This is a genomic window from Flavobacterium sp. (genome assembly GCF_031381455.1).
Taxonomy (GTDB): Bacteria; Bacteroidota; Bacteroidia; order Flavobacteriales; family Flavobacteriaceae; genus Flavobacterium.
In genome coordinates this window covers 25,371-51,342 of the sequence record NZ_JANMXZ010000026.1, presented here as the reverse complement: position 1 = coordinate 51,342, position 25,972 = coordinate 25,371, and the positions used below count along the sequence as shown (strand labels likewise).

Annotated in this window: 22 protein-coding genes; 11 read left to right on the top strand and 11 right to left on the bottom strand. The window is 34.6% G+C overall.

Annotated features, from left to right (window positions below; genetic code table 11):
* Nucleotides 1-12 precede the first annotated feature (12 nt).
* Nucleotides 13-6,960, top strand: coding sequence for a choice-of-anchor D domain-containing protein (locus tag RMN97_RS07370; protein ID WP_309613877.1), 6,948 nt, complete (start codon nt 13-15; stop codon nt 6,958-6,960).
* 152 nt (nt 6,961-7,112) lie between these two features.
* On the opposite strand, the gene hisS is transcribed toward RMN97_RS07370, so the two are convergent.
* Nucleotides 7,113-8,471: a histidine--tRNA ligase gene (hisS, locus tag RMN97_RS07365; RefSeq protein WP_309613876.1), complete on the bottom strand. Its 1,359-nt coding sequence runs from the start codon at nt 8,469-8,471 to the stop codon at nt 7,113-7,115.
* A 150-nt stretch (nt 8,472-8,621) separates the two neighbouring features.
* On the opposite strand from hisS, the gene RMN97_RS07360 reads away from it, so the two are divergent.
* Nucleotides 8,622-9,872 (top strand): ABC transporter permease, encoded by a 1,251-nt coding sequence (locus RMN97_RS07360; protein ID WP_309613875.1) that lies wholly within the window; start codon nt 8,622-8,624, stop codon nt 9,870-9,872.
* Between the two features lie 82 nt (nt 9,873-9,954).
* Here RMN97_RS07360 and prmC read toward each other — a convergent pair whose 3' ends face one another.
* Nucleotides 9,955-10,866, bottom strand: coding sequence for a peptide chain release factor N(5)-glutamine methyltransferase (prmC, locus tag RMN97_RS07355; protein WP_309613874.1), 912 nt, complete (start codon nt 10,864-10,866; stop codon nt 9,955-9,957).
* Nucleotides 10,867-10,880: 14 nt separating this feature from the next.
* The gene (locus RMN97_RS07350) at nt 10,881-11,369 is read right to left on the bottom strand and encodes a GNAT family N-acetyltransferase (RefSeq protein ID WP_309613873.1); all 489 of its coding nucleotides are present in this window, start codon (nt 11,367-11,369) and stop codon (nt 10,881-10,883) included.
* Between the two features lie 284 nt (nt 11,370-11,653).
* Between RMN97_RS07350 and ribD the strand changes: the two genes are divergently transcribed.
* The 3 genes from ribD to RMN97_RS07335 all read left to right on the top strand — a co-directional run bounded on the left by ribD (nt 11,654) and on the right by RMN97_RS07335 (nt 14,005).
* On the top strand, nt 11,654-12,694 hold the full coding sequence (ribD, locus tag RMN97_RS07345; RefSeq protein ID WP_309613872.1) for a bifunctional diaminohydroxyphosphoribosylaminopyrimidine deaminase/5-amino-6-(5-phosphoribosylamino)uracil reductase RibD: 1,041 nt from the start codon (nt 11,654-11,656) through the stop codon (nt 12,692-12,694).
* Nucleotides 12,687-13,295 (top strand): HAD family phosphatase, encoded by a 609-nt coding sequence (locus tag RMN97_RS07340; protein WP_309613871.1) that lies wholly within the window; start codon nt 12,687-12,689, stop codon nt 13,293-13,295. The genes ribD and RMN97_RS07340 overlap by 8 nt, the downstream gene beginning before the upstream one ends.
* A gap of 98 nt (nt 13,296-13,393) precedes the next feature.
* Nucleotides 13,394-14,005 (top strand): YigZ family protein, encoded by a 612-nt coding sequence (locus tag RMN97_RS07335; protein WP_309613870.1) that lies wholly within the window; start codon nt 13,394-13,396, stop codon nt 14,003-14,005.
* Here RMN97_RS07335 and RMN97_RS07330 read toward each other — a convergent pair.
* Nucleotides 13,992-14,390, bottom strand: coding sequence for a thioesterase family protein (locus RMN97_RS07330; RefSeq protein ID WP_309613869.1), 399 nt, complete (start codon nt 14,388-14,390; stop codon nt 13,992-13,994). The two genes, RMN97_RS07335 and RMN97_RS07330, sit on opposite strands and share 14 nt — an antisense overlap.
* Nucleotides 14,391-14,576: 186 nt before the next feature.
* Here RMN97_RS07330 and dnaA point away from each other — a divergent pair, with 186 nt between their 5' ends.
* From dnaA to RMN97_RS07315, 3 genes are read left to right on the top strand one after another with little or no spacing between them, the layout of a single operon-like run.
* The gene (gene dnaA / locus RMN97_RS07325) at nt 14,577-16,004 is read left to right on the top strand and encodes a chromosomal replication initiator protein DnaA (protein ID WP_136150566.1); all 1,428 of its coding nucleotides are present in this window, start codon (nt 14,577-14,579) and stop codon (nt 16,002-16,004) included.
* Nucleotides 16,005-16,043: 39 nt separating this feature from the next.
* Entirely contained in the window at nt 16,044-16,511 is a 468-nt protein-coding gene (locus tag RMN97_RS07320) for a low molecular weight protein-tyrosine-phosphatase (protein WP_309613868.1), read from the top strand.
* Nucleotides 16,508-17,230, top strand: a complete 723-nt coding sequence (locus RMN97_RS07315; RefSeq protein WP_309613867.1) for an SAM-dependent methyltransferase — start codon at nt 16,508-16,510, stop codon at nt 17,228-17,230. Before RMN97_RS07320 ends, RMN97_RS07315 begins: the two co-directional genes overlap by 4 nt.
* Nucleotide 17,231: 1 nt before the next feature.
* On the opposite strand, the gene RMN97_RS07310 is transcribed toward RMN97_RS07315, so the two are convergent.
* The 6 genes from RMN97_RS07310 to dapF all read right to left on the bottom strand — a co-directional run bounded on the left by RMN97_RS07310 (nt 17,232) and on the right by dapF (nt 21,626).
* Nucleotides 17,232-17,867, bottom strand: coding sequence for a peptidoglycan-binding protein LysM (locus RMN97_RS07310; RefSeq protein WP_309613866.1), 636 nt, complete (start codon nt 17,865-17,867; stop codon nt 17,232-17,234).
* Nucleotides 17,868-17,965: 98 nt separating this feature from the next.
* Nucleotides 17,966-18,883, bottom strand: a complete 918-nt coding sequence (locus RMN97_RS07305) for a DUF2279 domain-containing protein (protein WP_309613865.1) — start codon at nt 18,881-18,883, stop codon at nt 17,966-17,968.
* Between the two features lie 2 nt (nt 18,884-18,885).
* On the bottom strand, nt 18,886-19,914 hold the full coding sequence (gene mltG, locus RMN97_RS07300) for an endolytic transglycosylase MltG (RefSeq protein ID WP_309613864.1): 1,029 nt from the start codon (nt 19,912-19,914) through the stop codon (nt 18,886-18,888).
* A 6-nt stretch (nt 19,915-19,920) separates the two neighbouring features.
* The gene (locus tag RMN97_RS07295; RefSeq protein ID WP_309613863.1) at nt 19,921-20,445 is read right to left on the bottom strand and encodes a GNAT family protein; all 525 of its coding nucleotides are present in this window, start codon (nt 20,443-20,445) and stop codon (nt 19,921-19,923) included.
* Between the two features lie 21 nt (nt 20,446-20,466).
* Nucleotides 20,467-20,820, bottom strand: a complete 354-nt coding sequence (locus RMN97_RS07290) for a four helix bundle protein (protein ID WP_309613862.1) — start codon at nt 20,818-20,820, stop codon at nt 20,467-20,469.
* Between the two features lie 23 nt (nt 20,821-20,843).
* Nucleotides 20,844-21,626, bottom strand: coding sequence for a diaminopimelate epimerase (gene dapF / locus RMN97_RS07285; protein WP_309613861.1), 783 nt, complete (start codon nt 21,624-21,626; stop codon nt 20,844-20,846).
* 222 nt (nt 21,627-21,848) lie between these two features.
* Between dapF and RMN97_RS07280 the strand changes: the two genes are divergently transcribed.
* The 3 genes from RMN97_RS07280 (at nt 21,849) to RMN97_RS07270 (ending at nt 25,532) form a co-directional block, all read left to right on the top strand.
* Complete coding sequence (locus RMN97_RS07280; protein ID WP_309613860.1) at nt 21,849-23,237, top strand: trypsin-like peptidase domain-containing protein; 1,389 nt, start codon at nt 21,849-21,851, stop codon at nt 23,235-23,237.
* Between the two features lie 324 nt (nt 23,238-23,561).
* Complete coding sequence (locus RMN97_RS07275; protein WP_309613859.1) at nt 23,562-25,010, top strand: glyceraldehyde-3-phosphate dehydrogenase; 1,449 nt, start codon at nt 23,562-23,564, stop codon at nt 25,008-25,010.
* Between the two features lie 147 nt (nt 25,011-25,157).
* Nucleotides 25,158-25,532: a hypothetical protein gene (locus tag RMN97_RS07270; RefSeq protein ID WP_309613858.1), complete on the top strand. Its 375-nt coding sequence runs from the start codon at nt 25,158-25,160 to the stop codon at nt 25,530-25,532.
* A 31-nt stretch (nt 25,533-25,563) separates the two neighbouring features.
* On the opposite strand, the gene RMN97_RS07265 is transcribed toward RMN97_RS07270, so the two are convergent.
* Nucleotides 25,564-25,971: a cytochrome C gene (locus RMN97_RS07265; RefSeq protein ID WP_309613857.1), complete on the bottom strand. Its 408-nt coding sequence runs from the start codon at nt 25,969-25,971 to the stop codon at nt 25,564-25,566.
* Nucleotide 25,972: the final 1 nt, after the last annotated feature.

The window sequence follows — 25,972 nt, the reverse complement described above, 5'->3', positions numbered from 1 at the left end:
ATCAATACTGTAATGACTAATATTACATACTCTACAACTAGTGCTACTGGTGCTACATTCTCTGGTTTACCAGCAGGTGTTACCGGATCTTGGGCTGCTAATGTGGTTACTATATCTGGTACGCCATCAGCTTCTGGAACATTTAATTATACCGTTACCTTAACTGGTGGTTGTGGAACTATTACTGCAATAGGTACAATTACTGTTAATCCAAACAATACAATTACTTTATCTTCTGGTGCTGGAACTAACAACCAAACTAGATGTATTAATACTGCTATGACCAATATTACATTTAGTACTGTATCAGCATCTGGTGCTACATTCTCTGGTTTACCAGCAGGTGTAACTGGAAACTGGGCTGCTAATGTGGTTACTATTTCTGGTACGCCAACGGCTTCTGGAACATTTAATTATACCGTTACCTTAACTGGTGGATGTGGACCTCTTACTACGGCTACAGGAACAATAACCGTTAACCCAAACAATACAATCTCATTAACTTCAGCAGTAGGTACTGATAACCAAACTAGATGTATTAATACGGCTATAACTAATATCACCTATAGTACAACTAGTGCTACAGGCGCCACATTCTCTGGCTTACCAGCAGGTGTTACTGGAGCATGGGCTGCTAATGTGGTTACTATTTCTGGTACGCCATCAGCTTCTGGAACATTTAATTATACCGTTACCTTAACTGGTGGTTGTGGAACCATAACTGCAACTGGGACAATTAGTGTTAATCCAAATAATACAATTACTTTATCTTCCGGTGCTGGAACTAACAACCAAACAAAATGTATTAATATTGCTTTGACTAATATTACATTCACTACTGTTTCAGCTACTGGAGCTACATTCTCTGGTTTACCAGCAGGTGTGTCTGGAGCTTGGGCTGCTAATGTGGTTACTATTTCTGGTACGCCAACGGTTTCAGGAACATTTAATTATACTGTTACCTTAACTGGTGGATGTGGACCTCTCACTACGGCTACAGGAACAATAACCGTTAACCCAAACAATACAATCTCTTTAACCTCCGCTGTGGGTACAAATGCTCAAACCAGATGTATTAGTACTGCTATAACTAATATCACTTATAGTACAACTAGTGCTACTGGTGCTACATTCTCTGGTTTACCAGCAGGTGTGACTGGAACTTGGGCTGCTAATGTGGTTACTATTTCTGGTACGCCATCAGCTTCTGGAACATTTAACTATACCGTTACTTTAACTGGTGGTTGTGGAACTATTACTGCAATAGGTACAATTACTGTTAATCCAAACAATACTGTTACATTAACTTCTGCTGTGGGTACAAATGCTCAAACCAGATGTATTAATACGGCAATAACAAATATAACTTACACTACAGTGTCAGCTACTGGAGCTACATTCTCTGGATTACCAGCAGGAGTGACTGGAGCTTGGGCTGCTAATGTGGTTACTATTTCTGGTACGCCAACGGCTTCAGGAACATTTAATTATACCGTTACCTTAACTGGTGGTTGTGGACCTATTACTACGGCTACAGGAACAATTAGGGTTAATGTAATTCCAACAATAACAGGAACTACTCCTGGATCAAGAACTGGAACTGGAACTGTAAATCTTGGAGCTACCGCCAGTGCAGGTACAATTAATTGGTATGCTGCGGCAACTGGAGGAGCTAGTTTACGTACTGGAAATTCATTTACAACTCCTACTATTTCAACTACAACTACATATTATGTTGATGCTACAAATAATGGTTGTACTACTGCTACAAGAACGGCAGTTGTAGCCACAGTCAATTACTCAGAAATTGATATTCAAGGAAATGCAACCTCAATTGTAGATGGTGACACGAATCCTGCTACTACTAACTGGACTGATTTTGGAACTGCTAATTCAACTAGAACTTTTACTATACGAAATTTGGGTACTGCTTTATTAACAGTAGGGGCGATTACGTTTTCTGGAACTAACGCCAGTGAATTTACAGTTACTAGTGCTCCAAGTGCTACAGTACCAATTGGTTCAAGCACTACATTTACGGTGACTTTTACACCAACAGCAATCGGCTTAAGAACAGCTAACATTTCTATTGTAAATAATGATACTAACGAAAACCCATATGATTTTGCTTTGCAAGGAACTGGAGTTGAACAAGAAATTGACATTCGAGGAAATGCTATTTCTATAATTGATGGAGACACCACTCCTACTACAGCTGACTGGACAGATTTTAGTACAGTAGCCTCAACAAGAACATTTACAATCTTTAATACTGGAAATATTGCATTAACTATTGGCACCATTACTATTAGTGGTACTAATGCTTCTGACTTCACTATTACTACACTCCCTGCTGCTTCGGTTGGTCCTAATAGCAGTACAACTTTTGTAGTAACATTTTCACCAAGTGCTATTAGTACAAGAACTGCAACAATCAGTATCGTGAATAATGACAATTCTGAAAACCCTTATGATTTTGCAATACAAGGATTTGGAATTATCCCAGAGATTGATGTTCAAGGAAATACAACTTCAATTGCTGATGGTGATTTAACTCCATCTACTGCGGATTGGACTGATTTTGGTTCAAGTAATGGGACAAGAACATTTACAATCATAAATAGTGGAAATTTCCAATTAAACGTTGGTACAATAACCATTACAGGTACAAATGCTTCTGAGTTTACCGTTACCACACCTCCAAGTGCAACAGTATCTGCTCTTAGTTATACCACTTTTGTAATAACGTTTATTCCAACTGCTGTTGGAGTAAGAACAGCCAATATTAGTATTGTTAACAATGATACTAATGAAAACCCATATGATTTTAACATTCAAGGTACTGGTTCAAATAGAGAAATAGATCTGCAAGGTAACGGTTTATCTATTACAAATGGTGATTTGGTAACTTCCGTTTCAGACCATACTGATTTTGGTCCAGCCGATATTAATTTGGTTACAATAACCCGTACTTTTACTATTAGAAATACAGGGTCAATTCCATTATCAATCTCAAATCCAACTATTACTGGACTTAATGCATCTGAATTTAGTGTTACTGCTAACCCGGGAACAGGTGCTCTTGGAGCTGGAGCTAGTACAACTTTCCAAGTAACATTTAACCCTAATGCTGTTTTTACAAGAGTTGCACAAATTAATATCGTAAATAATGATAGCGACGAAAACCCTTATACTTTTGCTATTCAAGGAATAGGTTTACTTGATAATGATGGGGACGGCATAGAAAACAATGCCGATCAAGATGATGATAATGATGGAATTATAGATAATGTAGAATGTGGTACATGTGTTAGTGATTCATTTGTAAACGGAAGTTTTGAAACACCAGTAATTGGTACGGCAACTTATAGTATAGAGCCAACAGCTAATGTTACGGGATGGCAAACTAGTGCTGAACCTTTTATAGAAATATGGAGTTCTGGATTTAGTAGTGGTAGTGGTGGTCCTGTGCCAGCAGCTGCAGGGAATCAATTTGCGGAATTAAACGCTAATGTTCCTGGAATTTTATACCAAACATTTTGCTTGAATGGCGCCGGTGGAACAATTAACTGGGCTATTAAACACAGAGGAAGAGCTGGAACTGATACAGCTTATGTGAAGTTTGGAGATAATTTAGCCAATGCTATAGCTTCTTCTCCAATTGTTACAATGATAGATGGAAACACATCATGGGGTTCTTATTCTGGAACTTATAACATTCCATTAGGACAAACCTCAATTGTTTTAACCTTCCAAGCTGGTCCAACTGCTTCAGGTAGTGCTTCTGTTGGGAATTTTATTGACGATGTTCAAATTATCATTAACCAAAACTGTATTGATAGTGACAGTGATGGAATTGCTGACCTTCTGGATGTAGATGATGAAAATGATGGAATTCCAGATATTGAAGAAGCAGGATTTAAAGCTTACAGTACTGGTAAATCGACTATGGATAGAACTAGTGCAGCTACTTGGATAGACGCAAATAATAATGGGCTTAATGATTATATAGAAGCTATGATTTCTGGAGGTACGTATTCATTGCCTGATACTGATGGTGACGGTGTTCCAAATTATTTAGATTTAGACAGTGATAATGATTCGTTTTTTGATGTAGATGAATCAGGACTTTTGAATGGCGACGGAGATATAACAGGGGATGGTAAAGGAGATGGAGCAGATAGTGATGGTGATGGATTATTAAACCTTTATGATAACTCTATTGTTTATGGAACAACACTAAGAGCATATGCTCAAGATACTGACGGAAATAATATTCCTGATTATTTAGAGATTGACGATGACGATGACGGGACTAATGATATAGAAACAGGTTTATATGCTAGTTTTGATACCAATGCTGATGGAAAAATTGATGGTTCAGGTGATGCAGATGGCGATGGAATTCTTGATGCCTTTGATACTAATGATACTGCAAAAGGTTCACCAAGAGATTTAGACAGGAAATTGTTTTTAGATTTTGATGGAAGAAATGATTATGCTGAAAACGTTGCGCTTCTTGGCGGATTAGCCAATGCCACTCTAATGGCATGGATTGATTTAAATAGTACCTTTAGTACTAATGGTGTTGTAGTTGGACAAGATAAATTCCAATTGAGAATAAACAGTGCTAAAAAATTTGAAGCGATTATCAATGGAACTACTGTAACCTTTAATACAGCTTTAACAACTTCTCAATGGTATCATGTTGCTGCAACTTATGGTGGTGGTAATTTAAATCTATATTTAAACGGAAAATTAGTGGCTACACAACCAATATCAGGAAATATTGCAGCCGATGCATCAAAATTAACTTTGGGTAGAAATCCTCTAGGAAATTCAAATTATTTCAAAGGAAAAATTGATGAAGTTAGAGTATTTAATGCTGCCTTAACAGCTACTCAAGTACAAAGAATGGTTTACCAAGAAATACAAAATACGGCTTCTCAAGTTCGAGGTGCTATTGTCCCTAAAGACGTTGGTTCACTACCTTTTGCAAACGTATTAAGATATTACAGAATGGATGCATACAAAGATGATATTGTAGATGATCTAACAACAGCATCTATCGATACCGGAACTGGAATGAAATTGTATAACCATAAAGTAATAGCTGTACAACAAGCTCCAATGCCTTTTACAACAGTAAGAACAGGAACATTTGCAACTGCTATTAATGATGTTACAAAAGATATTAGAGGATTAGACGTTGTAGACTTTGATTATTCAATTGTTCAAGTGAAACATAATATAACTGAAACTGCTAACGATACAGATTTAGCTATGTTTATTGACCCAGGAGTTACAGTAAGTATGACAAACGATACTAAAATTCAAAATGACTGGTATCTAAAACTTGATGGTAAAATTGATTTAGTTGGAAAATCTCAATTAATTCAAACTGCAAATTCTGATTTAGATGTAACAAGTACTGGTTCTTTAGAAAGAGATCAACAAGGTCAAGCTATAAAATATAACTATAACTACTGGTCTTCACCTGTTAGTTCTATCAATAACACGACTATTAATCACGGATTTACTGTGGCTGGAGTTATGAAAGATGGTACTGATCCAAATAATATACAAAACATGCTATGGACAACTGGAGTTAATGGTTCGCCAACAACACCTATTACTTTGAGTAGCTATTGGATTTTTAAATTCCAAAATTCAACAAACAGTTATGCTAACTGGTCATCAGCGGGTCCAAACGGAACGTTATTGGCTGGACAAGGATACACTATGAAAGGATGCGGCTCAGCAACAGCAGATCAAAATTATACTTTCGTAGGTAAACCAAATAGCGGAATTATTACTTCGACGGTTGGACCTAATAATTTAAACCTATGTGGTAACCCATACGCGTCCGCTATCGATGCCAATCAATTTATTGACGATAATGCATCAAGCATAGTAGGAACACTATACATCTGGGAGCATTATAGTACAAATCCCTCGCACACAACTTCTCAGTATCAAGGTGGTTATGCAACTTATACTAAGACGGGTGGAACGGCACCTGTTGCCACTGCCGGTGTAAGCGGATTAGGGTCAAGTAGTAAAACTCCAAAAAGATTCATCCCAGTTGGACAAGGATTCTTTGTAACTGGAACTGCTACAGGTGGAACTATTACATTTAACAATGGTCAAAGACTATTTGTTAAAGAAGACGATGCAACTTCATATACTATGTTCAAACAAAACAATAACCCAATTACTGTTATCAATCCGGCATTTAACAATCAACGCGATAGCTTTGTTGAAGAACAATTTATGAAATTAAGACTTGGATATAACTCGGCTGACAACTATCACAGACAAACACTGTTAGGATTTATGAATCAACATGCAACTTCAGGATTTGATAGCGGTTATGATGGTGTAAGCATCGAAACACTTACTAATGATATGTATTTCATTAATGGAACCAACAAGTTAAACATTAATGGTGATGGCTACTTTAACGTAAACAATATCTATCCTTTAGGTGTTAAAAATGCAGTGGCTGGTAATGTTACCTTTGTTGTAGATGGAAAAGAAAATTTTGATAATGATCAAGAAATATACATTTATGACAATGTAACTTCAATCTATCACAGTATCAAAGACCAAAACTTCCAAATCAACTTACCTGCCGGAACGTATGATACAAGATTTTCATTAAGATTTACTAATGGTACCTCTCTTGGAACAGTTGATCATACTGAAGAAAATCATGGAATTAGCGTGATACATTCACAAGTCAACAACATGATAAACATCAAAAACGAGTTGCAAGAAGTAAATGTGAAATCAGTTTCATTATACAACTTATTGGGACAAGAAGTAACTGTTTGGAAAGTTTATAACCAAAATCAAGCTGACATACAATTACGCATTGGCGACTTAAGTTCTGGAACTTATATAGTAAAAGTAATTACTGATGGAGGCGAAATATCTAAAAAAATAATACTAAAATAATATCTTGTTCTGCTGTTTATTTGACACTAAATTGCTTTTTTCTACAAGAAAAAAAACCCTGCTTCGGCAGGGTTTTTTTTGTTTAGTGTATTCGTCACTTCGTTTGTCCTGTCTCGTTATTCATAATGAGACGGGATTCATAGAGAAGCAATTTACTTAAGTTTTGCAATAAGGTTTTCAAGATTTAACTGAACTTGTTCTCCTGTTTGAATATCTTTTAAAGTGAAGTTTGATCCATCAATTTCTTTTACCACAAACGGAATTCCTCTTCGCTCTGCATGTTTAAATTGTTTGTCAATCTTTGCTGCATCAGGATACATTTCAGCTTTGATATTTTGATTGCGAAGTATAGTAACAGCTTTCATCGCATCAAAAGTCTGGCTTTCGCCAAAATTCAGAAATAATACTTTAGTCGATTTTGTTACCGTTTCCGGAAATAAATTCAGTTCTTCCAGAACCAAATATATTCTATCCAAACCAAACGAAATTCCAACACCACTCATGTCTTTCAAACCGAAAATCCCTGTCAAATCATCATAACGTCCGCCACCACCGATAGAACCCATAGCAACTTCTTTGGGCGCAGTAACTTCAAAAATAGCTCCGGTATAATAATTTAAACCACGAGCCAAAGTCACATCCAAATCTAAAATTGCTTTTTGCAAACCAAGTTTAGTTACGTTGTCACAAATGAAACGCAACTCTTCAACACCTTTTTTGCCTTCTTCAGAAGAGGATAGTAATTGTGTTAGTTTTTCTAATTTTTCCTGAATCGTTCCGGTAAAGTTGAACAACGCTTGTACTTTTACTATAGCCGCATCCGAAATCCCTTTTTCAAGCATTTCTTTTTTAACACCGTCGGCGCCTATTTTGTCGAGCTTGTCTAAAGCCACCGTAAAGTCAATCAGTTTATCCGAAGCACCAATTACTTCAGCAATTCCCGATAAAATTTTTCTGTTATTGATTTTAATAGTAACACCATTCAAACCCAATTCAGCCAAAACGGAATCATACAATTGTACCAACTCCACTTCCTGCCACAACGATTTGGAACCAACCACATCAGCATCACATTGATAAAACTCTCTGAATCTACCTTTTTGTGGACGGTCAGCGCGCCAAACCGGCTGAATTTGATACCGCTTAAACGGAAACTCAATCTCGCTTTGGTGTTGCACAACGTATCGTGCAAATGGAACAGTTAAGTCGTAACGTAAAGCTTTTTCGGAGATTTCACCGGTTAATTGTTTATAGTTAATAGATTGTAGTTGTTCGGTTGGAACTTTATCCAAATAATCTCCTGAATTCAATATCTTAAAAATCAAACGATCACCTTCTTCCCCATATTTTCCAATCAAAGTATCCGAGTTTTCAAACGATGGTGTTTCGATTGGTTGGTAACCAAACTTCTCAAAATAGTGTCTCATTACCGAAATAATATAGTTACGCTTAGCAACCTCTGCCGGTGAAAAATCTCGTGTGCCTTTTGGAATACTTGGTTTTGATGCCATTTTAATATTAGATTTTAGATTTTAGATTTTAAATATTTGATATTTAATATTTAAAATTCCTTTGACAAATATCTTATTTTTTAAAACTATTTACACAACTATATAAATATTCTTGTAACAAATCGTCTATTTTAGTGTCAAATTTGCGTTATGCTTGGAATAGGACTATTTAGAGAAAATGTAAAAATTGCGTTGGGTTCCATACGAACGCAGTTGCTTCGTACCATTTTGACTGTTGTTATTATCGCCATTGGAATTACAGCCTTGGTTGGGATTTTGACTGTGGTTGCTGCTTTCGAAAACAATTTGAATTCCACTTTTGCCTCAATGGGTTCCAATACGTTCAATATAAATCAATACCCAAACACCTTACGTGGAGATGGTGGTAAAAAAATTGAAAAAATAAATCCAATTATTACCTATCCCGAAGCCAAAGCTTTTAAAGAAAAATACAACTTCATAATGACAGTGACTTCACTTTCATTTGTAGCGACTTCAAGTGCTGAAGTGAAATTTGAAAATCAAAAAACAGACCCGGAAATTTCGGTTCTTGGTATTGACGAATATTATATAACAAACTCTGGTTTGGAAGTCACCCAAGGCAGAAACTTCAACTCATTTGACATTTCAAATAATGTGTATTCCTGCATTGTAGGTTCTGATTTTGTTACAAAAGGTTTGTTGAAAGATGTCAACCCAATTAATAAAATTCTTTCTGTTCGTGGTGCCAAATTTAAAGTCATTGGCGTGTTAAAAGAAAAAGGTTCCTCTTTTAGTAACAAAAAGGATTTGAGAGTTATGATTCCGATTCAAGTGGCGCGCTCGTTATTTTCGCAACCCAATATCAATTACTCATTGAGTACCATGATTCAAAAAACAGAATTGCTCGATGCTGCCATTGAAAATGCGATTATCACCATGCGCAAAATCAGAAAACTAAATCCGGTTGAAGAAGAAAATTTTAGCATTTCTCGAAGTGATGATTTAGTCAATAAAATTGCTAGTATCACAGATTTCTTAGGCGTTTCTGCTTGGCTAATTGGGATAATTACTATACTAGGTTCGTCGATTGCTTTGATGAACATTATGATTGTTTCTGTAACCGAAAGAACACGTGAAATTGGCGTAAGAAAAGCACTAGGCGCCAAGAAAAGCGCTATTGCTATTCAGTTTTTTATCGAAACAATAACCGTCGGACAAATAGGTGGTGTTTTAGGAATAATAATGGGGATTTTAGCTGGCTACGGAATTTCGTCACTACTTGACTTGGCATTTGTGACTCCTTGGGGTGCCATCTTCGCTGCCTTTGTGACCAGTTTTATTGTTGGATTAGTTTCCGGATTATATCCCGCAATAAAAGCTTCTCAGCTTGATCCGATAGAAGCGTTGAGGTATGAGTAAGTGTTCAGTATTCAGAAATTAGTGTTCAGTTTAGACTCTGTGCATCTCTTTTTTCTCTGTGAATCTCTGTGAAACAAAAAAATCATTGTTTTACTGCAAATACGATTCGGTTATTTTGATAAATGTCTTTTATCAATTTGACATTTTTAAACCCAAAACTCTCAACTAATTCAACAGTTTCCTTTCCTAAATATTGGTTAATTTCAAAATAAAGTTTTCCGTTCGGATTTAAATTTTTCTTTGCTAGTTCCGCAATTTTTCGATAAAAAAGCAAAGCATCAGTATCTTCAACAAACAATGCCAAATGTGGTTCATACTCTAAAACATTGGGCTTAATTTCAGCCTTTTCTAAATTTCGAACATAAGGCGGATTAGAAACTATAATGTCAAACGAAGTTGGAAGTTGGAAGTTAGAAGTTGGAAGTTTTTCTAAATCGTTGGTTTTTAATATATCTACATTTATAAAATTTACTTTAACATTATTGATATCCGCATTCTTTTTAGCTGTAGCCAAAGCTTTCTCCGAAACATCAATCGCAAAAACTTCAGCATTTGGAAGATTTTTGGCTAACGAAACTGCAATACAGCCACTTCCTGTTCCTATATCGAGAATTATAACTTTTCCCTCTTCCCTCTTCCCTTCCATGCCTGCCGGCAGGCAGGTTCCCTCTTCCTTTATAATCCATTCAACCAATTCTTCCGTTTCGGGTCTTGGAATCAACGTATTTTCATTGACTTCAAATCGCAAACCATAAAACTGGGTTTCTCCTAAAATATATTGAATCGGTTTTTGAATTTTTAAATCGGAGAGAATACTTTTCCATTGTTTTAAATGAGTGCCATCCATTACCGTTTCAGGATTGAGCGCCAAATCTATTCGTTTCAAACCATGCAATTTCTCCAATATGATATAGAAAAAGCTGTCCATTTCGTGTTCGTCATACGAAGAAGAAAGTTCCTGAAGAAAAGTGGCTTTGTAATTTTTAAGTAGCATTTGGATTTTGGAATTTATAATTTGGGATTTAAACTTCGTATCATCCAAACAGGACAAGTCGTGTGACCTGTATTCCCCATTGGAGTAGAAAGATATTCAAAACCTGCTTTTTTGTATAGATGTTGTGCCGTCAGCATTTCGGGTAAGGTTTCGAGATAACACTTTTCATAACCTAATTCAGTAGCTTTTTCCAAACATTTTTGTATCATTTTAAACCCAATTCCTTTGCCTCTGGCTTCATGCAAAAAATACATTTTTTGTAATTCGCAGATGGTTGAAGGAGAACTTTCCAATTGTGAAACGCCTGCGCCACCAATGATTTTGCCTTCACTTTCAACTACAAAATAAGTTGCCCGTGGTTTATCATAAGCCTCAAACATAAAATCCAATTGTGTATCCGCAAAAGCGGTTCCTGTTTTAGGAAAATTATCTACAATAAAAACTTCCCGAATAACCGCTGCAATTTGTTGGTTATCTTCTTTTTTGATTTCTCTGATTAGCATCTAAACAATATTAATATTACAAAAATAAGGCAATTGTTCTAACCATATAGAAACAATAATTAATAAAAGTCACTTCACTCAAAATAGGCTTGTTAAAAAAGTCATGAATGAATTTTTTTATTTGTGTCCGTTACTAATACCAAAAAAATCAACCACAGATTTAACAGATTTTTACAGATTAACACCGATTAAGAAATTAATTATGTTAGTTTATGTGGAAATCTGTTTAAATCCGTGTTAAACTGTGGCTAAAAACTTAAGAGATAAAACCCTATTTTTGCAAAATGAAAGCCGATGAAATTTACATAAAACGCTGCATCGAATTAGCCAAAAATGGCTTGGGAACAACCTATCCAAATCCGATGGTTGGCAGTGTCATTGTATACAATAATGAAATCATTGGCGAAGGTTGGCACCGAAAATCGGGCGAACCACATGCCGAAGTCAATGCAATAAACTCAGTAAAAGACAATTCATTATTAGCAAAAGCCACTATATATGTTTCGTTGGAACCGTGCAGTCATTATGGAAAAACACCACCGTGTTGTGATTTAATTATCAAGCATAAAATTCCAAATGTTGTGGTTGGATCTATCGACCCAAACAGTAAAGTTTCTGGTACTGGAATAAAGCGTTTAGAAGAAAACGGCGCGAATGTGACTATTGGTGTTTTAGAAAAAGAATGCAACGAATTGAACAAACGTTTTTTTACCTTTCATCAAAAAAAACTGCCTTACATCATACTGAAATGGGCAGAAAGTCAGGACGGATTTATTGCCCCATTGACTAAAGATAAAAAAGAACCCGTTTGGATATCCAATGAATATTCGAGACAATTGGTTCATAAATGGCGAAGTGAAGAACAAGCTATTTTGGTTGGAACCAAAACGGTCTTAGATGACAATCCGAAATTGGATGTGCGGGATTGGACAGGTGAAAATCCGACACGAATTGTTTTAGACAAAAGTGGTAGAATTAACCAAAGCCACTATGTAAAGGATGGTCAAATTAAAACTATCATTATAACCGAGCAAGAAAATTTAACATTTAGTGAAAATTGTATTTATGAAAATGCTATCTTTGACGTTAAGCTAACCAAAACTATTGCCGATATTTCATACAAATATGGCATTCAATCTATACTAATTGAAGGCGGAAAACAAACACTTCAAAGTTTTATAGACGATAATCTTTGGGATGAAGCTAGGGTTTTTATTGGGAACAGTCATTTAAAAAGTGGTATAAAAGCCCCGAGTTTAAATGGAAATTTCCAAGTAAAAACTATAAAAGACGACCAACTTAAACTTTTTTTCAACCATGATTAACGCTATAATTTTTGATTTTGGAGATGTTTTTATTAATCTCAATAAAGAAACATCGATTGAAGAGTTTAAAAAGTTAGGATTGGATGGTCCAAATGAAGATTTGATAGCACATAATGATTTATTCGAAAAAGGAAAAATAACCGAAATCGAATTCATAAATTCCTTTTTAACCTATATTCCGAATGCCAGTATTGATGCGATAATTAAAGCATGGAACTCCATTATTGGTGATTTTCCGCTTGAAAGATTGGAGTTTTTACAAATGCTTTCTTCCAAATACCGCCTTTTTTTGTTAACCAATACCGATTCTATTCACATTAGTCGTTTTGAACATAAAGTTGGGATGTCTTTTTACACCGATTTTTATCGCTGTTTTGAAAAAGTATATTACTCTTATGAAATGGGTATGCGCAAACCAGATGCAGAAATTTTCAATAGAATAATCAGAAAACACGATTTATCTCCGAAACGAACTTTGTTTATTGATGATAAAAAGGACAATACTGATGCCGCAGCATCGCTGGGATTGCACGTTTGGAATTTAAAAGTTGGTGAAGAAGATGTAGTCGATTTATTTGACCAAAAGCATCTGCCTTTATAAATTTCCAAAAAATGAAATTCCAAATCCCAAAAGTGAATTTTGGTTGTATTACAATTAATCCGACCATTGGAAATTGGAATTTAAGTATTGTGCTTTAAATGGATGACACTTTTAAAACCATTGCATCTCCTTCGACAGAAATTCTTTTCAAAGAAAAAAACAGCAAGTTTTTTGGCTTAGCCTTTCCTGTCACTTCGGAAGACGAAATCAAATCCATTTTATACAACTTACGCAAACAACACTTTGGTGCCGGTCATTTTTGTTATGCTTTTCAACTCGGTACTGATTCCATTTCTTTTCGTGTCAATGATGATGGTGAACCAAGCAATTCGGCAGGAATGCCTATTTATGGACAAATTCAATCTTTTGGTTTAACTAATATTCTAGTTGTTGTGGTTCGATTTTTTGGCGGAGTAAAATTGGGTGTTGGTGGATTAATTTCAGCTTATAAAACGGCAGCACAAATGACTTTAGAAGAAGCTGAAATTATTGAAAAAACAATAGATATTCATTTCCAAATTTCCTTTGATTATAAAAACATGAATAAAGTAATGCGAATAATCAAAGAGAAAAACTTAGAAATCATTTCCCAACAAATGGAGGAAAGCTGTCTAATTGAAATCAGCACCCGAAAAAAAAATGCCGAAATGATTTTCGACATTTTTACAAATTTATTTGAGATTGAGATTAAAAAAATTAATCATTCATAATATCCAAAATGTATTGTGGCGGCGCAATAGGTTTTCCTGAATTTATGTTCACAAAAACCAACAAAAAATACGCAGTTGTTAACAACTCATCATTTTCATTACGAATTTCGCAATCGAATTCTACCTTCACAGTCGTTTGACTTTTGAACTTGGTTATCACTGTAAGTAAATCATCATAACGTGCTGGCTTTTTGTAATTTAAAGTCATGGATACTATTGGAAGGGCAATTCCGTTCTCCTCAAGCGATTTATACGAAATCCCTTTGTTTCTAAGCCATTCCACGCGTCCCATTTCAAAATAAGGCACATAATTGCCATGGTAAACAACACTCATTTGGTCGGTTTCAGAGTAACGTACTCTAACTTGAATTTGATGTTCTTTCATCTGATTTTTTTGCGTTTAATCTAAATTTGATTTTTTCTTTACAACAATATTTTTAAAAAATCAATGCTATTTTTATTTTTTTTAACAAATTTTATTCACATATTTGTTACCCCGAAAAGCATGAAAAAATTCAATGTTTTTTTATGTTAAAAACAAAATAACTAATTACATTAATTTAAATTAAATATGAGCAAAACTGCGCAATCGGTGTGGGAAAACTGTCTGCTATTTATAAAAGACAATATTCAAGAGCAAGCTTTCAAAACTTGGTTTGAACCGATTAAGTCAGTTGAACTAACTGATAACGCTTTATACATTCAAGTTCCAAGCAAATTTTTTTATGAATGGCTTGAAGAACACTATGTAAAATTGCTGAAAGTAGCGTTAACTAAAGAACTTGGAAAAAATGCAAAGTTACTCTATAAAATTAAAATGGAGAACACTTATGGAAATAAACAACCATTTACTGAACAACTGCCAAGTGCTCACCGCAGCCCAATAAAATCGCAAGATGTTGATGCTCCGTTTAAAAATCTGAATCCAGAGTTAAAAAATCCTTTTGTAATTCCGGGAATTAGAAACTTAAAAATCGAGTCACAACTTAATCCAAATTATAGTTTTGACAATTTCCTTGAAGGTGATTCAAACAGATTAGCGCGTTCAGCTGGTATGGCTGTTGCCAATAAACCAGGCGGAACATCATTCAATCCATTACTAATTTTTGGTGGTGTTGGATTAGGAAAAACCCATTTAGCGCATGCTATTGGTGTTGAAATCAAAGATAAATATCCAGAAAAAACAGTTTTATACATTTCGGCTGAAGTTTTCACTCAGCAATATATTGATTCGGTTAAGAAAAATAACAGAAACGATTTTATTCATTTCTATCAATTGATTGATGTGTTGATTATTGATGATGTTCAATTTCTTTCTGGAAAAACTGGCACACAAGATGTATTCTTCCATATTTTCAATTACTTACATCAAAACGGTAAACAAGTAATTCTTACTTCAGATAAAGCACCTGTTGACATGCAAGATATCGAACAACGTTTGTTGTCTCGTTTCAAATGGGGTTTATCGGCCGAATTACACCAACCGGATTATGAAACCAGGATTTCTATCTTAAAAAATATTTTGTATCGTGATGGTGTTGAAATGCCTGATGAAATTATAGAGTATGTGGCTAGAAATATCAAGTCAAACGTGAGAGAATTAGAAGGCGCTATTATTTCGTTGATTGCACAATCTTCTTTCAATAAAAAAGAAGTGACTTTAGATTTGGCTAAAAATGTAGTCGAGAAGTTTGTCAAAAATGTTAAAAGAGAAATCTCAATTGAATACATTCAAAAAGTTGTTTCTGATTATTTCCAATTAGATTTGGACACCTTACAATCTAAAACCAGAAAGCGTCATGTGGTGCAAGCTCGACAATTAGCCATGTTTTTTGCTAAGAAATTTACGAAGTCATCTTTGGCAAATATTGGTTCCCAAATTGGAGATAGAGATCACGCTACCGTTCTTCACGCCTGTAAAACAGTTGACAACTTGGTATCGACTGATAAACAGTTCAAAAAATTTGTAGAAGATATTCATAAAAAATTATCGCTATAATTCCTTTTTGAGTAAGTTTGCGCTTTAGAATCATACACTATGCCCGTTAAAATTTTAATGGTTTGTTTAGGAAACATTTGCCGATCACCATTGGCAGAAGGGCTTCTTGCAGCTAAACTTCCCCAAAATAAATTTATAGTTGAATCCGCCGGAACAGGAACTTATCATATTGGTAAACAACCTGACCAACGTTCAATTATGACGGCTCAAAAAAATGGCTTAGACATTACCAATCAAAAAGCAAGACAATTTTCACCTCAAGATTTTGAAGAATTTGATTATATCTATGTCATGGATAATACCAACTATAATGATGTAATCGGATTGGCAAAAAAAGAAGAGCACAAACAGAAAGTACAACTAATTCTGAATGATTTGTTTCCTGGTGATAATGTAGATGTTCCTGATCCCTATTACGGATTGCAAAATGGTTTTGATATGGTTTATGAAATGCTTGATGAAACTTGCGATATTTTAGCCAAAAAACTAATCGAGAAACATCCATGAAGCCAATAAGTTTAAAAGGCAAACTTTATTTAATTCCAACTACTTTGGGAGAAATGAATCCTCATGATGTTTTACCTCAAACAGTAAAAAGAGCCATAGATTTTATCGACGACTATATTGTTGAAAATGAAAAAACAGCTCGAAAATTCATCAAATCTATTCATCCTGAAAAAGTTCAAAACAGTTTAAGAATTTCTTCCCTCAACAAAAGAACTGAAGTTTCAGAATACAAAGCGATGATTGCTCCATGTCTTAATGGTTTGAACATTGGTTTAATGAGCGAAGCCGGATGTCCCGGAGTTGCTGATCCCGGCGCCGTTATTGTAAAAATTGCTCACGAAAACGGAATACAGGTTGTGCCTTTAGTTGGGCCATCTTCTATCCTATTGGCAATGATGGGTTCCGGCATGAACGGTCAGAGTTTTGCCTTCAATGGGTATCTTCCTATTGATAAAGGAGATAAAAAAACAGCTTTAAAAAACTTTGAAAATCTATCAAGCACAAAAAATCAATCTCAGATTTTTATTGAAACGCCGTATAGAAATAATAAATTGTTAGAAGATTTATTGCAAATATTACAGCCTAACACACATCTCTGCATTGCAACCGATATTACTTTGCCAACAGAATTTATCAAAACGTTTCGTGTGGCAGACTGGAAAAAAATAAAGGTTGACCTGCACAACAGACCAACCATTTTTATTATTCACAAAACTTAAATTATTTTACTTTCGCGTTTTGGATTGCTCTAATTCCAGTAGTTTCAAATCCACCAAAATCTTTCATATATGATTTAACTGAAGTTCCGTAATCGTCTTTGCATTTTTTCTCGCCATTCGAATTCAAAAAACGTTTAACTGATCCTGAACCTCCTAAATGTGCTGCTGCTAAAATCCCTGATTCGGTTATTTTAACACCATCCACTATTTTACCTTCATATTTAGTTATATAATTCTTCAATTCATATTTATTTTTAGAAAGTAGCGCTACGAAAGCTTTTTCTTGAAGTCTTGGATTATTCATAAAACCAACGCTATCTTTAATACCAATAGATTTTAAAGTTTCTATTCCGAATTGGTATTTTCCCATATAACCTAAAGTATTTATTTTGCCATATTTGCCTTGCGACTCTTTATGAGCAACTGCTTCTTTAAAGCCAATAAAATACCTTCCCGTAAATGGGACTTTTAATTTAAAATAATCAATGCTGTTTTGAGAAGGAAAAACATAAGATTGTTCTTCATTTTCATCAGCAAATAAGAAGCTGCTGATTTGGGAATTGTAAGGCTTAAAACCGGAACTTATGAAAGCTACAGTTAGTAGGATTGTTGTGTAAAAAATTCCTTTTTTTATCATTTAAGGTTATTTCTCAAGCGCTGTCACCGACATTGATATTTCCGAGTGCAAATATACAACTTATTTTATAAAATTGAATATCAAGTAGTTAAACTATATTAAAAGTAGATTAAGTGCAGTTTCGTTCCACCTGAACCCCTGATTTCAAACGTTGGAGCTGGAATTTTAATGGAATTAAAAATTGTTAAAATTGTCTTAACAAAATGTGATTTAGTTTCAATTTTTGTCAAATCAACGTCAAGCGAGAGGTAAAATTGTCGGTATCTTTCACTTTCTGGTAAAAAAATCATGTTGGTAAACTCATCATTTCCGGTAATCATTCCTTCCGCGCCATAACCAACGGCTACATTCAACCATTTTGGAATTTTAGAAGACTTTGCAAATGAATGAATATTAGCGGAAAGCCAATACGTTTGTCCGTTATAATCTTTCAGAATTTGCTCAGGAACAGAACTTCCTAAAACGTTTGGTCTCGCAGAAGAGTAAGGCGTTGTATGAAAAGAAAATTTAGGAACGATTCGTTGTTCCTTCCAAAGTAATTCCTGAGAAACATATAACGCCGTTCCTGAAATGTTAGCTGCTACATCGCCTAAAGAAGCTCCCCAATTTGCCGAATAACCATCAAAAACCTCAACTATTGTCATAAAAGCTAAACCTAAAGTAGAACCGTAAATCAATTGGCTTTTCCGACTTGCACCTGACCATTTCAATGCATTAGCGCCAAAACTTCCCAAGTGATAAGATGAAAAAACATGCCCGACTTTATCCATTTGAAGCCACTCAGCATTGTCATTTATAAAATGAAAATTAGAACGAGGATAATCGGCATACCAAATTTGATTTAAACCAATCAACGTTGCCGAACCAATGGCAACTTCGGAAATGACTAGTGTTTTGAGACGCTTTTTGTTTAAAGTATCCGAAGGTTTTAGAAAATTTTCGATAGAATTTTGAGCAACGGTAATTTGGGAACACCAAAAAAACAAAAGTATAACTATGCTTTTGGCTACTTTCAAAATTATCTGTTTGTACCTTGTTTGTTCATCCAATCAGCGTATTTCTTTGCATTCACTTGATGTTGCTCATAAGTTGAAGCAAAAACATGATAGCCAAATTTTTCAACGCTTGCGCAGAAATAAATATAATTGTGTTTCTCCGCATTCAGAACCGCATCAATAGCATCAACGTCAGGCATGGCAATTGGTCCAGGAGGCAAACCAATATTTTTATAGGTGTTGTAAGGAGAATTGATAAACAAATCGTTATATAAAACGCGTTTGATGACTTGGTCAAAATCATTGTCACGCAATTTCAAAGCATAAATCACCGTTGGGTCAGCTTGCAAAGCCATTCCTTGATTCAATCTGTTGAGATAAACACCTGCAATTGTTGGTCTTTCACTTTTCTTAACAGATTCTTTATGGACAATCGATGCCACAGTAATCACTTGAACCGGTGTTAAATTTAAAGCTGCAGCTTTTGCAATTCGCTCTTTTGTCCAAAACCTATTGTATTCATCAAGCATTCTACCCCTAAATTTTTCTGCTGAAATGTTCCAGTATACTTCGTATGTATTTGGTAAAAACATGGCAAAAACATTGTCTTTGGTAAAACCGTTTTTTTGCAGAAAAGTTGAGTCACGAAAAATTGCCAAGAGTTTTGTTGTGTCTGGTTCGATTTGAGAACTCAATCGCTCACAAAGATTTTCCAATCGCTCCTGATTGTTAAAAGCTAGTTTAACCGGAACATTTCTTCGCATGGCGGCAACCAATTGAAAAGCACTCATGCCTTTCTTTAGCAAAAATCGTCCGGCTTTCACATTTTCCGGATACGAACGGCGTTTAGCGATGAACTCAAAATCGCTCATGTTTTTTACCAATGGTGAAAGTATCTTTTCAACATCCTGATAGGTTGAACCTGTTGGAACTTCAACATATAGTTCGCCTTTGTCAAAAGTTGTGTCAGATGTTAAAAACTTAATATAAATAACCGCTACAAAAACAAGGATAACAATTCCTGAAATCTTGATAATTTTATTTCTATTCAAAACTATTTATTTTTTAATTAATTGAAAAACCGCTTCATCATGAAAAGCATTATTGGTAAAATTCCAATCTTTCTTAACACCTATTCTTTCAAATCCAAATGTAATAAAAAGCGATTCACTTGCTTTATTTTCTGTTCCGATATTTGCGTACAATTGATGTAATTGTAATTGCTCAAAAGCATAATTAATCAACAAATCTAAAGTTTCTTTTCCAAAACCATTATTTCTATCGGCTTCATTTTGAATGATTATTCCAATTCCAGCGCGTTTGTTTTTGGCATCAAAATCGAATAAATCAATTAATCCAATGGCTTCTGAATTATCTTTTTTGCAGATAGCTAATCGTAATTGCTTGGCTTCATAAATGTCCTGATGTGCATTTTCGAGATACTGCCGGATTAAGAATTTGCTATATGGCGTTATCGTATTACTAACTTCCCAAATGTTTTCATCATTTTCTATAGCATAAACGAACTCTAAATCTTCGGGTTCGAGTGCACGTAAATGGATATTTTTTCCCTGTAATGCCATAAAAAAATTACGAATTAGAAATTACGAATTACGAATTGACTTCTGAATAGAACCAATTATTTTCAAAAGTTCTTCCGCATCATTTAATAAATCATTAGAATGCTCAATTGTTAAATAATCTGAATCTCTCAAAAGTCTTATCCAATATTTTGTTTCTCTGGTTTCTTTGTAAGCTATTGTTATTTTTGCAAAAAAATCTGCTTTAGATTGACCTCCGATAGATTCTTCAATATTTGCCCCTATTGAAGTTCCACTTCGCAATAATTGCTTTGACAAAACAAATTCTCTTTTATCTTGAGATAAATATTTATAAATTTTAATAATTTTAAAAGCAAAATCATAGCTTTTTGTTTGAACGATATTTTCAGATTTCATAATTCGTAATTTCTAATTCGTAATTATATATCTATTTCCCCTTCAAAAACAAAAGTTGCCGGACCTTTCAGAAAGACATTAGTATAAACACTTCCCTCTTTTACAAACGAAACTTCCAGTTTTCCGCCTTCAACATCTAATTTTATATGATTGGAATTTGTTTTACCGAGAGCATTCATCGCGATTGCTGCAGCTGTTGCTCCAGTTCCACACGAATAGGTTTCGTCTTCTACGCCACGTTCATAGGTTCGCAAACGAAAATGATCATCTGACAGCTGCTTCACAAAATTTACGTTGCTTCCTACTTTTCCATACAAATCAGAATAGCGAATTTTGGCACCAATTCCTTTTACATCATAATTGTCTAAGTCATCCACAAGCATCACGTGATGTGGCGAACCGGTATTCAGAAAAACATAATCGGATTCAATTTTTACTTCATCAACATCTTTCATTCCCAACGAAACGATTCCGTTTTCATAAGCATACGCCTTGTGCAGACCATCTGTTGCCAAAAAAGTAGTTTGGTCATTAATAAGATTCAGGCTTTTGGCGAAAGCCACAATACATCTGCCTCCATTGCCACACATTGAACTTTGGTTGCCATCAGAATTAAAATAAACCATTCGGAAATCGGTTTCAATATCGTTCTCTAGCAGTATCAATCCGTCTGCACCAATTCCGAAGCGTCGGTCGCAAAGTTTTTCAATGAGTTTGATATCCGTTTTTGGAAACTCGTTTTGACGATTATCTATAAAGATAAAATCATTTCCTGTTCCTTCGTATTTGTAAAATGTGAATTGCATAGCATGGTTAACTCTCACAAATATAGCAAATATTAAGATTAACTTAAAAATTGTTAAACGAGCGTTAAACTGATTTTTTGAAAAAAATAAATTTATAATTTTACGTTCAAATAATTTAAAATGTTAATGATTATGAAATGAGCATAACCAAAAATTTGTCTAAAAACAAGTGGCTGTTATGCGAATTACATATGACCAATTAAAAACAAAAATTATAGACATATGAAACGATTATCAAGTTTATTTTTGGTTTCTTTATTAAGTGGTGCAACCACACTTGGTGCTTACAAATTATTTATTGAAGAAAAAAACAGTCGCGATTCGATTGTAACGACAGCGTCAAAAAATTATGGCAGAACTGTTGGTTTATCAGCTGAAGGAGTCGATTTTACTGCAGCTGCAGAAAGTACGGTTCACACTGTTGTCCACGTTAAAAATGTCTCCGTAAGAACACTTTCTGACCCAATTATGCAATTCTTTTACGGTCAACGTGGCGGTCAGCAACAAGAACAAGTAGGAACAGGTTCTGGAGTTATTATTTCTGAAGATGGTTATATTGTTACCAATAATCACGTGGTGCAAGGTGCTTCTGAACTTGAGGTTACTTTGAACAACAACAAATCATACAAAGCTAAACTTATCGGAACCGATTCAAAAATGGATATCGCGTTACTAAAAATAAGTGCGGACGAAAAATTACCCTATTCCGCGTTTGCCGATTCAGACCAGGTAAAAGTTGGCGAATGGGTTTTGGCAGTTGGAAATCCGTATAATTTAACTTCGACGGTTACTGCCGGAATTGTTTCGGCGAAAGCCAGAAATTTAGAAAACAATGGTCTTCAATCTTTTATACAAACCGATGCTGCAGTAAATCCGGGGAATTCCGGTGGCGCATTGGTTAATACTCGCGGTGAATTAATTGGAATTAACACGATGATTTCGTCTCCAACAGGAAGTTATGCTGGTTATTCGTTCGCAATTCCATCAAATATTACTCGAAAAATCATTGAAGATATTATGGAATTTGGCAATGTACAACGTGGTATTCTTGGCGTTGAAGGAGGCGAATTGAACAGTAAAGCTTCTAAAGAATTAGGAGTAAATGATACCGAAGGTTTCTATATTAATAAAGTAACTAAAAATTCAGGTGCCGAAAAAGCAGGTTTGCAAAAAGGCGATATCATCAAAAAATTAGACAGTCAAAGAATTAATACTTTCTCCGAACTTTCCGGATACATCAGTACGAAACGACCAAACGATAAAGTGCAAGTAACATTCCTTCGAGACGGAGAAACCAAAACAGCATTAGTTACTTTAATCAAAAATGATATTTTGACTACCGAATTTAAAGGATTGGAGTTGGAGAATATCGATGCTTCGGATAAGAAAAAATTCAAAATTGGATATGGTGTTCGCATCAAAGAAATCAACAACGACAATCTGAGACCTTACTATGATCAATTAAAAGGAGGCATTATTCTTTCGGTTGATAATGTAAAAGCGACTGATGTGGAGACCATTTCAAGCCTTTTAAATAAAAAAGACGAAAATCAAAATGTTAGCATTCAAATGATTAACAAAATAGGACAAATCATTCAGGTAATTTTATAAGGTTAAAAGGTTAATACTCATTAAAACCAGTTCAAAATTTGGACTGGTTTTTTTGTTTTATAAAGGCAACTAAATTCTACCACATAGAAACATAGAAAATAAGAATTTCATAGAAATTTTCCGAAACTTAGGTATAAAATACAGCTACTGCGTTCTGAAAATAGAGCAAAGCAACTTTATAAAGTTTCAAAAAACTATAATTCTATGTGGTAAAAATTCTAACTCCATAAAAAAGTTACGAAATCGTTTTCGTAAAACACTTCTATTTTATACTTTTGCGCCAAAATTTATTTTTTACACACAACTAAACACTTATTTATTTTTATGGACAGTAACAAGTTATACGAGAAGGAATTATCTTTTCAGGCTGACAGACGTAAAGCATGCGTTGAATTAATTAAGATTATAAGCGATTTATGGTATGACAAATCAATCGAATTGGTTCTTTTTAGAAATCAGTTAATTGATAGAAACGTGAGCGATATTATCAACTTTCACGAATATGCCGGAGAGTTTGTTCAAAAACCAATCAACATCTTTGATTCTGTTGAAATTGCTCGCTCCATTCTAAATTTAGACTTGCCGCCTTCGCGAATTGATATCGGAAAATTAACGTATGAATATCATCTTGAAGATAATAAATATGATGATAGCCGCGCTTTTGTTATTGACAAATTAAAAAATGCCAAAGATTTTAAAAACCTAAAACCAAAAGATGTTGTTTTATATGGTTTTGGTAGAATTGGCCGTTTGTTAGCTCGTGAAATGATGAGCAAAATGGGTAAAGGGGAACAACTTCGTCTTCGTGCCATAGTCACTCGTGATAGAAATGATGCTTCCTCTTTAGAAAAAAGAGCTTCTTTATTGCGTTATGATTCTGTTCATGGAGATTTTCATGGTTCGGTCCAAGCCGATGCTGATAATAATGCCTTAATCATTAACGGAACTACTGTTCATGTTATTACGGCTAATGGTCCGGAAGAAATTGATTATACTAAATACGGAATTGCAGATGCGTTAGTAATTGATAACACCGGAGCTTTTACAACCGAAGAACAATTAAAACGCCATTTATCTTCAAAAGGAGTTGATAAAGTATTATTGACGGCACCGGGAAAAGGTGTTCCTAATATTGTATATGGTGTAAATCATAACGAGCACAACCCGGATAATGTAGACATTTTTTCAGCTGCATCATGTACAACCAATGCTATTACTCCGGTTTTAAAAGTGGTTGAAGATTCGCTTGGTGTGGTAAAAGGTCATATTGAAACTATTCATGCGTATACCAATGACCAAAACTTAGTAGACAACATGCACAAAAAATATCGTCGTGGTCGTGCAGCCGCTTTAAATATGGTAATTACGGAAACCGGTGCCGGAACAGCTGTCGCCAAAGCACTGCCGAGTTTAGCCGGAAAGTTAACTTCGAATGCTATTCGTGTTCCTGTACCCAATGGTTCTTTGGTTGTTATGAATTTAGAAGTCAACAAAGAAACTTCCGTTGAGGAAGTAAATACAATTATGAAAAAATATGCTTTGGAAGGTGAACTAGTAGAGCAAATTAGGTATTCTTTGAACAACGAATTGGTTTCTTCTGATATTGTTGGTACTGCACAACCATCTATTTATGACAGCAATGCGACAATTGTTTCGGGCGACGGAAAAAATATTGTACTCTATGTTTGGTATGATAATGAATACGGATACAGCCATCAGGTGATTCGTTTGGCAAAATATATAGCAAAAGTTAGACGCTATACTTATTATTAATAGATTATTAGTTCAGAAAAACCGTCTATTCTTCGTTGATTAGACGGTTTTTATCGTTTAAACACAATATTTTCCAAATTAATCCGTTTTATATTAAATTAATCATTATTTTTCGCCCCTATTTTTACCCCAAATAACTTACAACATATGAAAAAAGTATTTTTTAGTTTATTGATTATGAGCTGTTTTGCCTTTAATGAAGGTGACACAAAAATACAAACCTACAATTATGGTCATAACGGAATGGAGTTTGTAGCGCGTTCTGGAGAAGGAATGATTATCGTCAGCACTTACAATTCCAAAATGACGATTCGTCAAGATATAGCTTATAAAATTTATCAATTGTATGCTAATGATAATTTGACAGTTGGCCCAAAAACAACCATTTGTGGAGATGAAGCTGATGTAACCGGGAAGTGTGTTGTTAGAAAAAAAGACAATCTCGTTTCAGTAGACTTTTATTATGATTTGGTTGAATGGAAGTCAGGACTAAAAGAAAAGTATAAGAAGAAAACAAAATAAAAAAATTGCTCACAAATGTTGAGCATTTTTTTTATAAATCGATTTTCATTGCTGTAATAAAGTAATATATGGCGAACCCTATAAAACCAATAATAATAGCCCAAAACCAAGCTGGTGTAGATTGTGGTGTTTCGCTTCCTTCTATCAAAAATTGTTTTTGATTTCCTTTGCTGTAAGCATTTATCATTAATGGAATTATACCGTCAACAACTTCATTTTCTTTGATGCCTTCAATGGCAATTGCAGGACCATTTCTAACTTTGAAAGGAATAAACCGAATACCTTCTTTTCCATTTGGATCTTTGCTTACAATTTTTAAAACATGATCCCCATCAACTAATTTTCGGGTATCTAATTCAAAATTTATTGGTGCATTAAATTCGCCAAAAGGTTTGGTTTCATTATCCAAAAAAACAATTATTGAACTGTTAGTGCTCATA

Excerpts from the sequence above, each read along its gene's own strand:
- RMN97_RS07280 (WP_309613860.1), top strand. The coding sequence starts at position 21,849 with ATGAAACGATTATCAAGTTTATTTTTGGTTTCTTTATTAAGTGGTGCA.
- dnaA (WP_136150566.1), top strand. The coding sequence starts at position 14,577 with ATGAGCAAAACTGCGCAATCGGTGTGGGAAAACTGTCTGCTATTTATA.
- RMN97_RS07330 (WP_309613869.1), bottom strand. The coding sequence starts at position 14,390 with ATGAAAGAACATCAAATTCAAGTTAGAGTACGTTACTCTGAAACCGAC.
- RMN97_RS07340 (WP_309613871.1), top strand. The coding sequence starts at position 12,687 with ATGATTAACGCTATAATTTTTGATTTTGGAGATGTTTTTATTAATCTC.
- RMN97_RS07295 (WP_309613863.1), bottom strand. The coding sequence starts at position 20,445 with ATGGCATTACAGGGAAAAAATATCCATTTACGTGCACTCGAACCCGAA.
- RMN97_RS07290 (WP_309613862.1), bottom strand. The coding sequence starts at position 20,820 with ATGAAATCTGAAAATATCGTTCAAACAAAAAGCTATGATTTTGCTTTT.
- RMN97_RS07265 (WP_309613857.1), bottom strand. The coding sequence starts at position 25,971 with ATGAGCACTAACAGTTCAATAATTGTTTTTTTGGATAATGAAACCAAA.
- RMN97_RS07335 (WP_309613870.1), top strand. The coding sequence starts at position 13,394 with ATGGATGACACTTTTAAAACCATTGCATCTCCTTCGACAGAAATTCTT.
- RMN97_RS07310 (WP_309613866.1), bottom strand. The coding sequence starts at position 17,867 with ATGATAAAAAAAGGAATTTTTTACACAACAATCCTACTAACTGTAGCT.
- prmC (WP_309613874.1), bottom strand. The coding sequence starts at position 10,866 with ATGCTACTTAAAAATTACAAAGCCACTTTTCTTCAGGAACTTTCTTCT.
- RMN97_RS07275 (WP_309613859.1), top strand. The coding sequence starts at position 23,562 with ATGGACAGTAACAAGTTATACGAGAAGGAATTATCTTTTCAGGCTGAC.
- RMN97_RS07320 (WP_309613868.1), top strand. The coding sequence starts at position 16,044 with ATGCCCGTTAAAATTTTAATGGTTTGTTTAGGAAACATTTGCCGATCA.
- RMN97_RS07315 (WP_309613867.1), top strand. The coding sequence starts at position 16,508 with ATGAAGCCAATAAGTTTAAAAGGCAAACTTTATTTAATTCCAACTACT.
- RMN97_RS07270 (WP_309613858.1), top strand. The coding sequence starts at position 25,158 with ATGAAAAAAGTATTTTTTAGTTTATTGATTATGAGCTGTTTTGCCTTT.
- ribD (WP_309613872.1), top strand. The coding sequence starts at position 11,654 with ATGAAAGCCGATGAAATTTACATAAAACGCTGCATCGAATTAGCCAAA.
- dapF (WP_309613861.1), bottom strand. The coding sequence starts at position 21,626 with ATGCAATTCACATTTTACAAATACGAAGGAACAGGAAATGATTTTATC.
- RMN97_RS07350 (WP_309613873.1), bottom strand. The coding sequence starts at position 11,369 with ATGCTAATCAGAGAAATCAAAAAAGAAGATAACCAACAAATTGCAGCG.
- RMN97_RS07370 (WP_309613877.1), top strand. The coding sequence starts at position 13 with ATGACTAATATTACATACTCTACAACTAGTGCTACTGGTGCTACATTC.
- hisS (WP_309613876.1), bottom strand. The coding sequence starts at position 8,471 with ATGGCATCAAAACCAAGTATTCCAAAAGGCACACGAGATTTTTCACCG.
- RMN97_RS07360 (WP_309613875.1), top strand. The coding sequence starts at position 8,622 with ATGCTTGGAATAGGACTATTTAGAGAAAATGTAAAAATTGCGTTGGGT.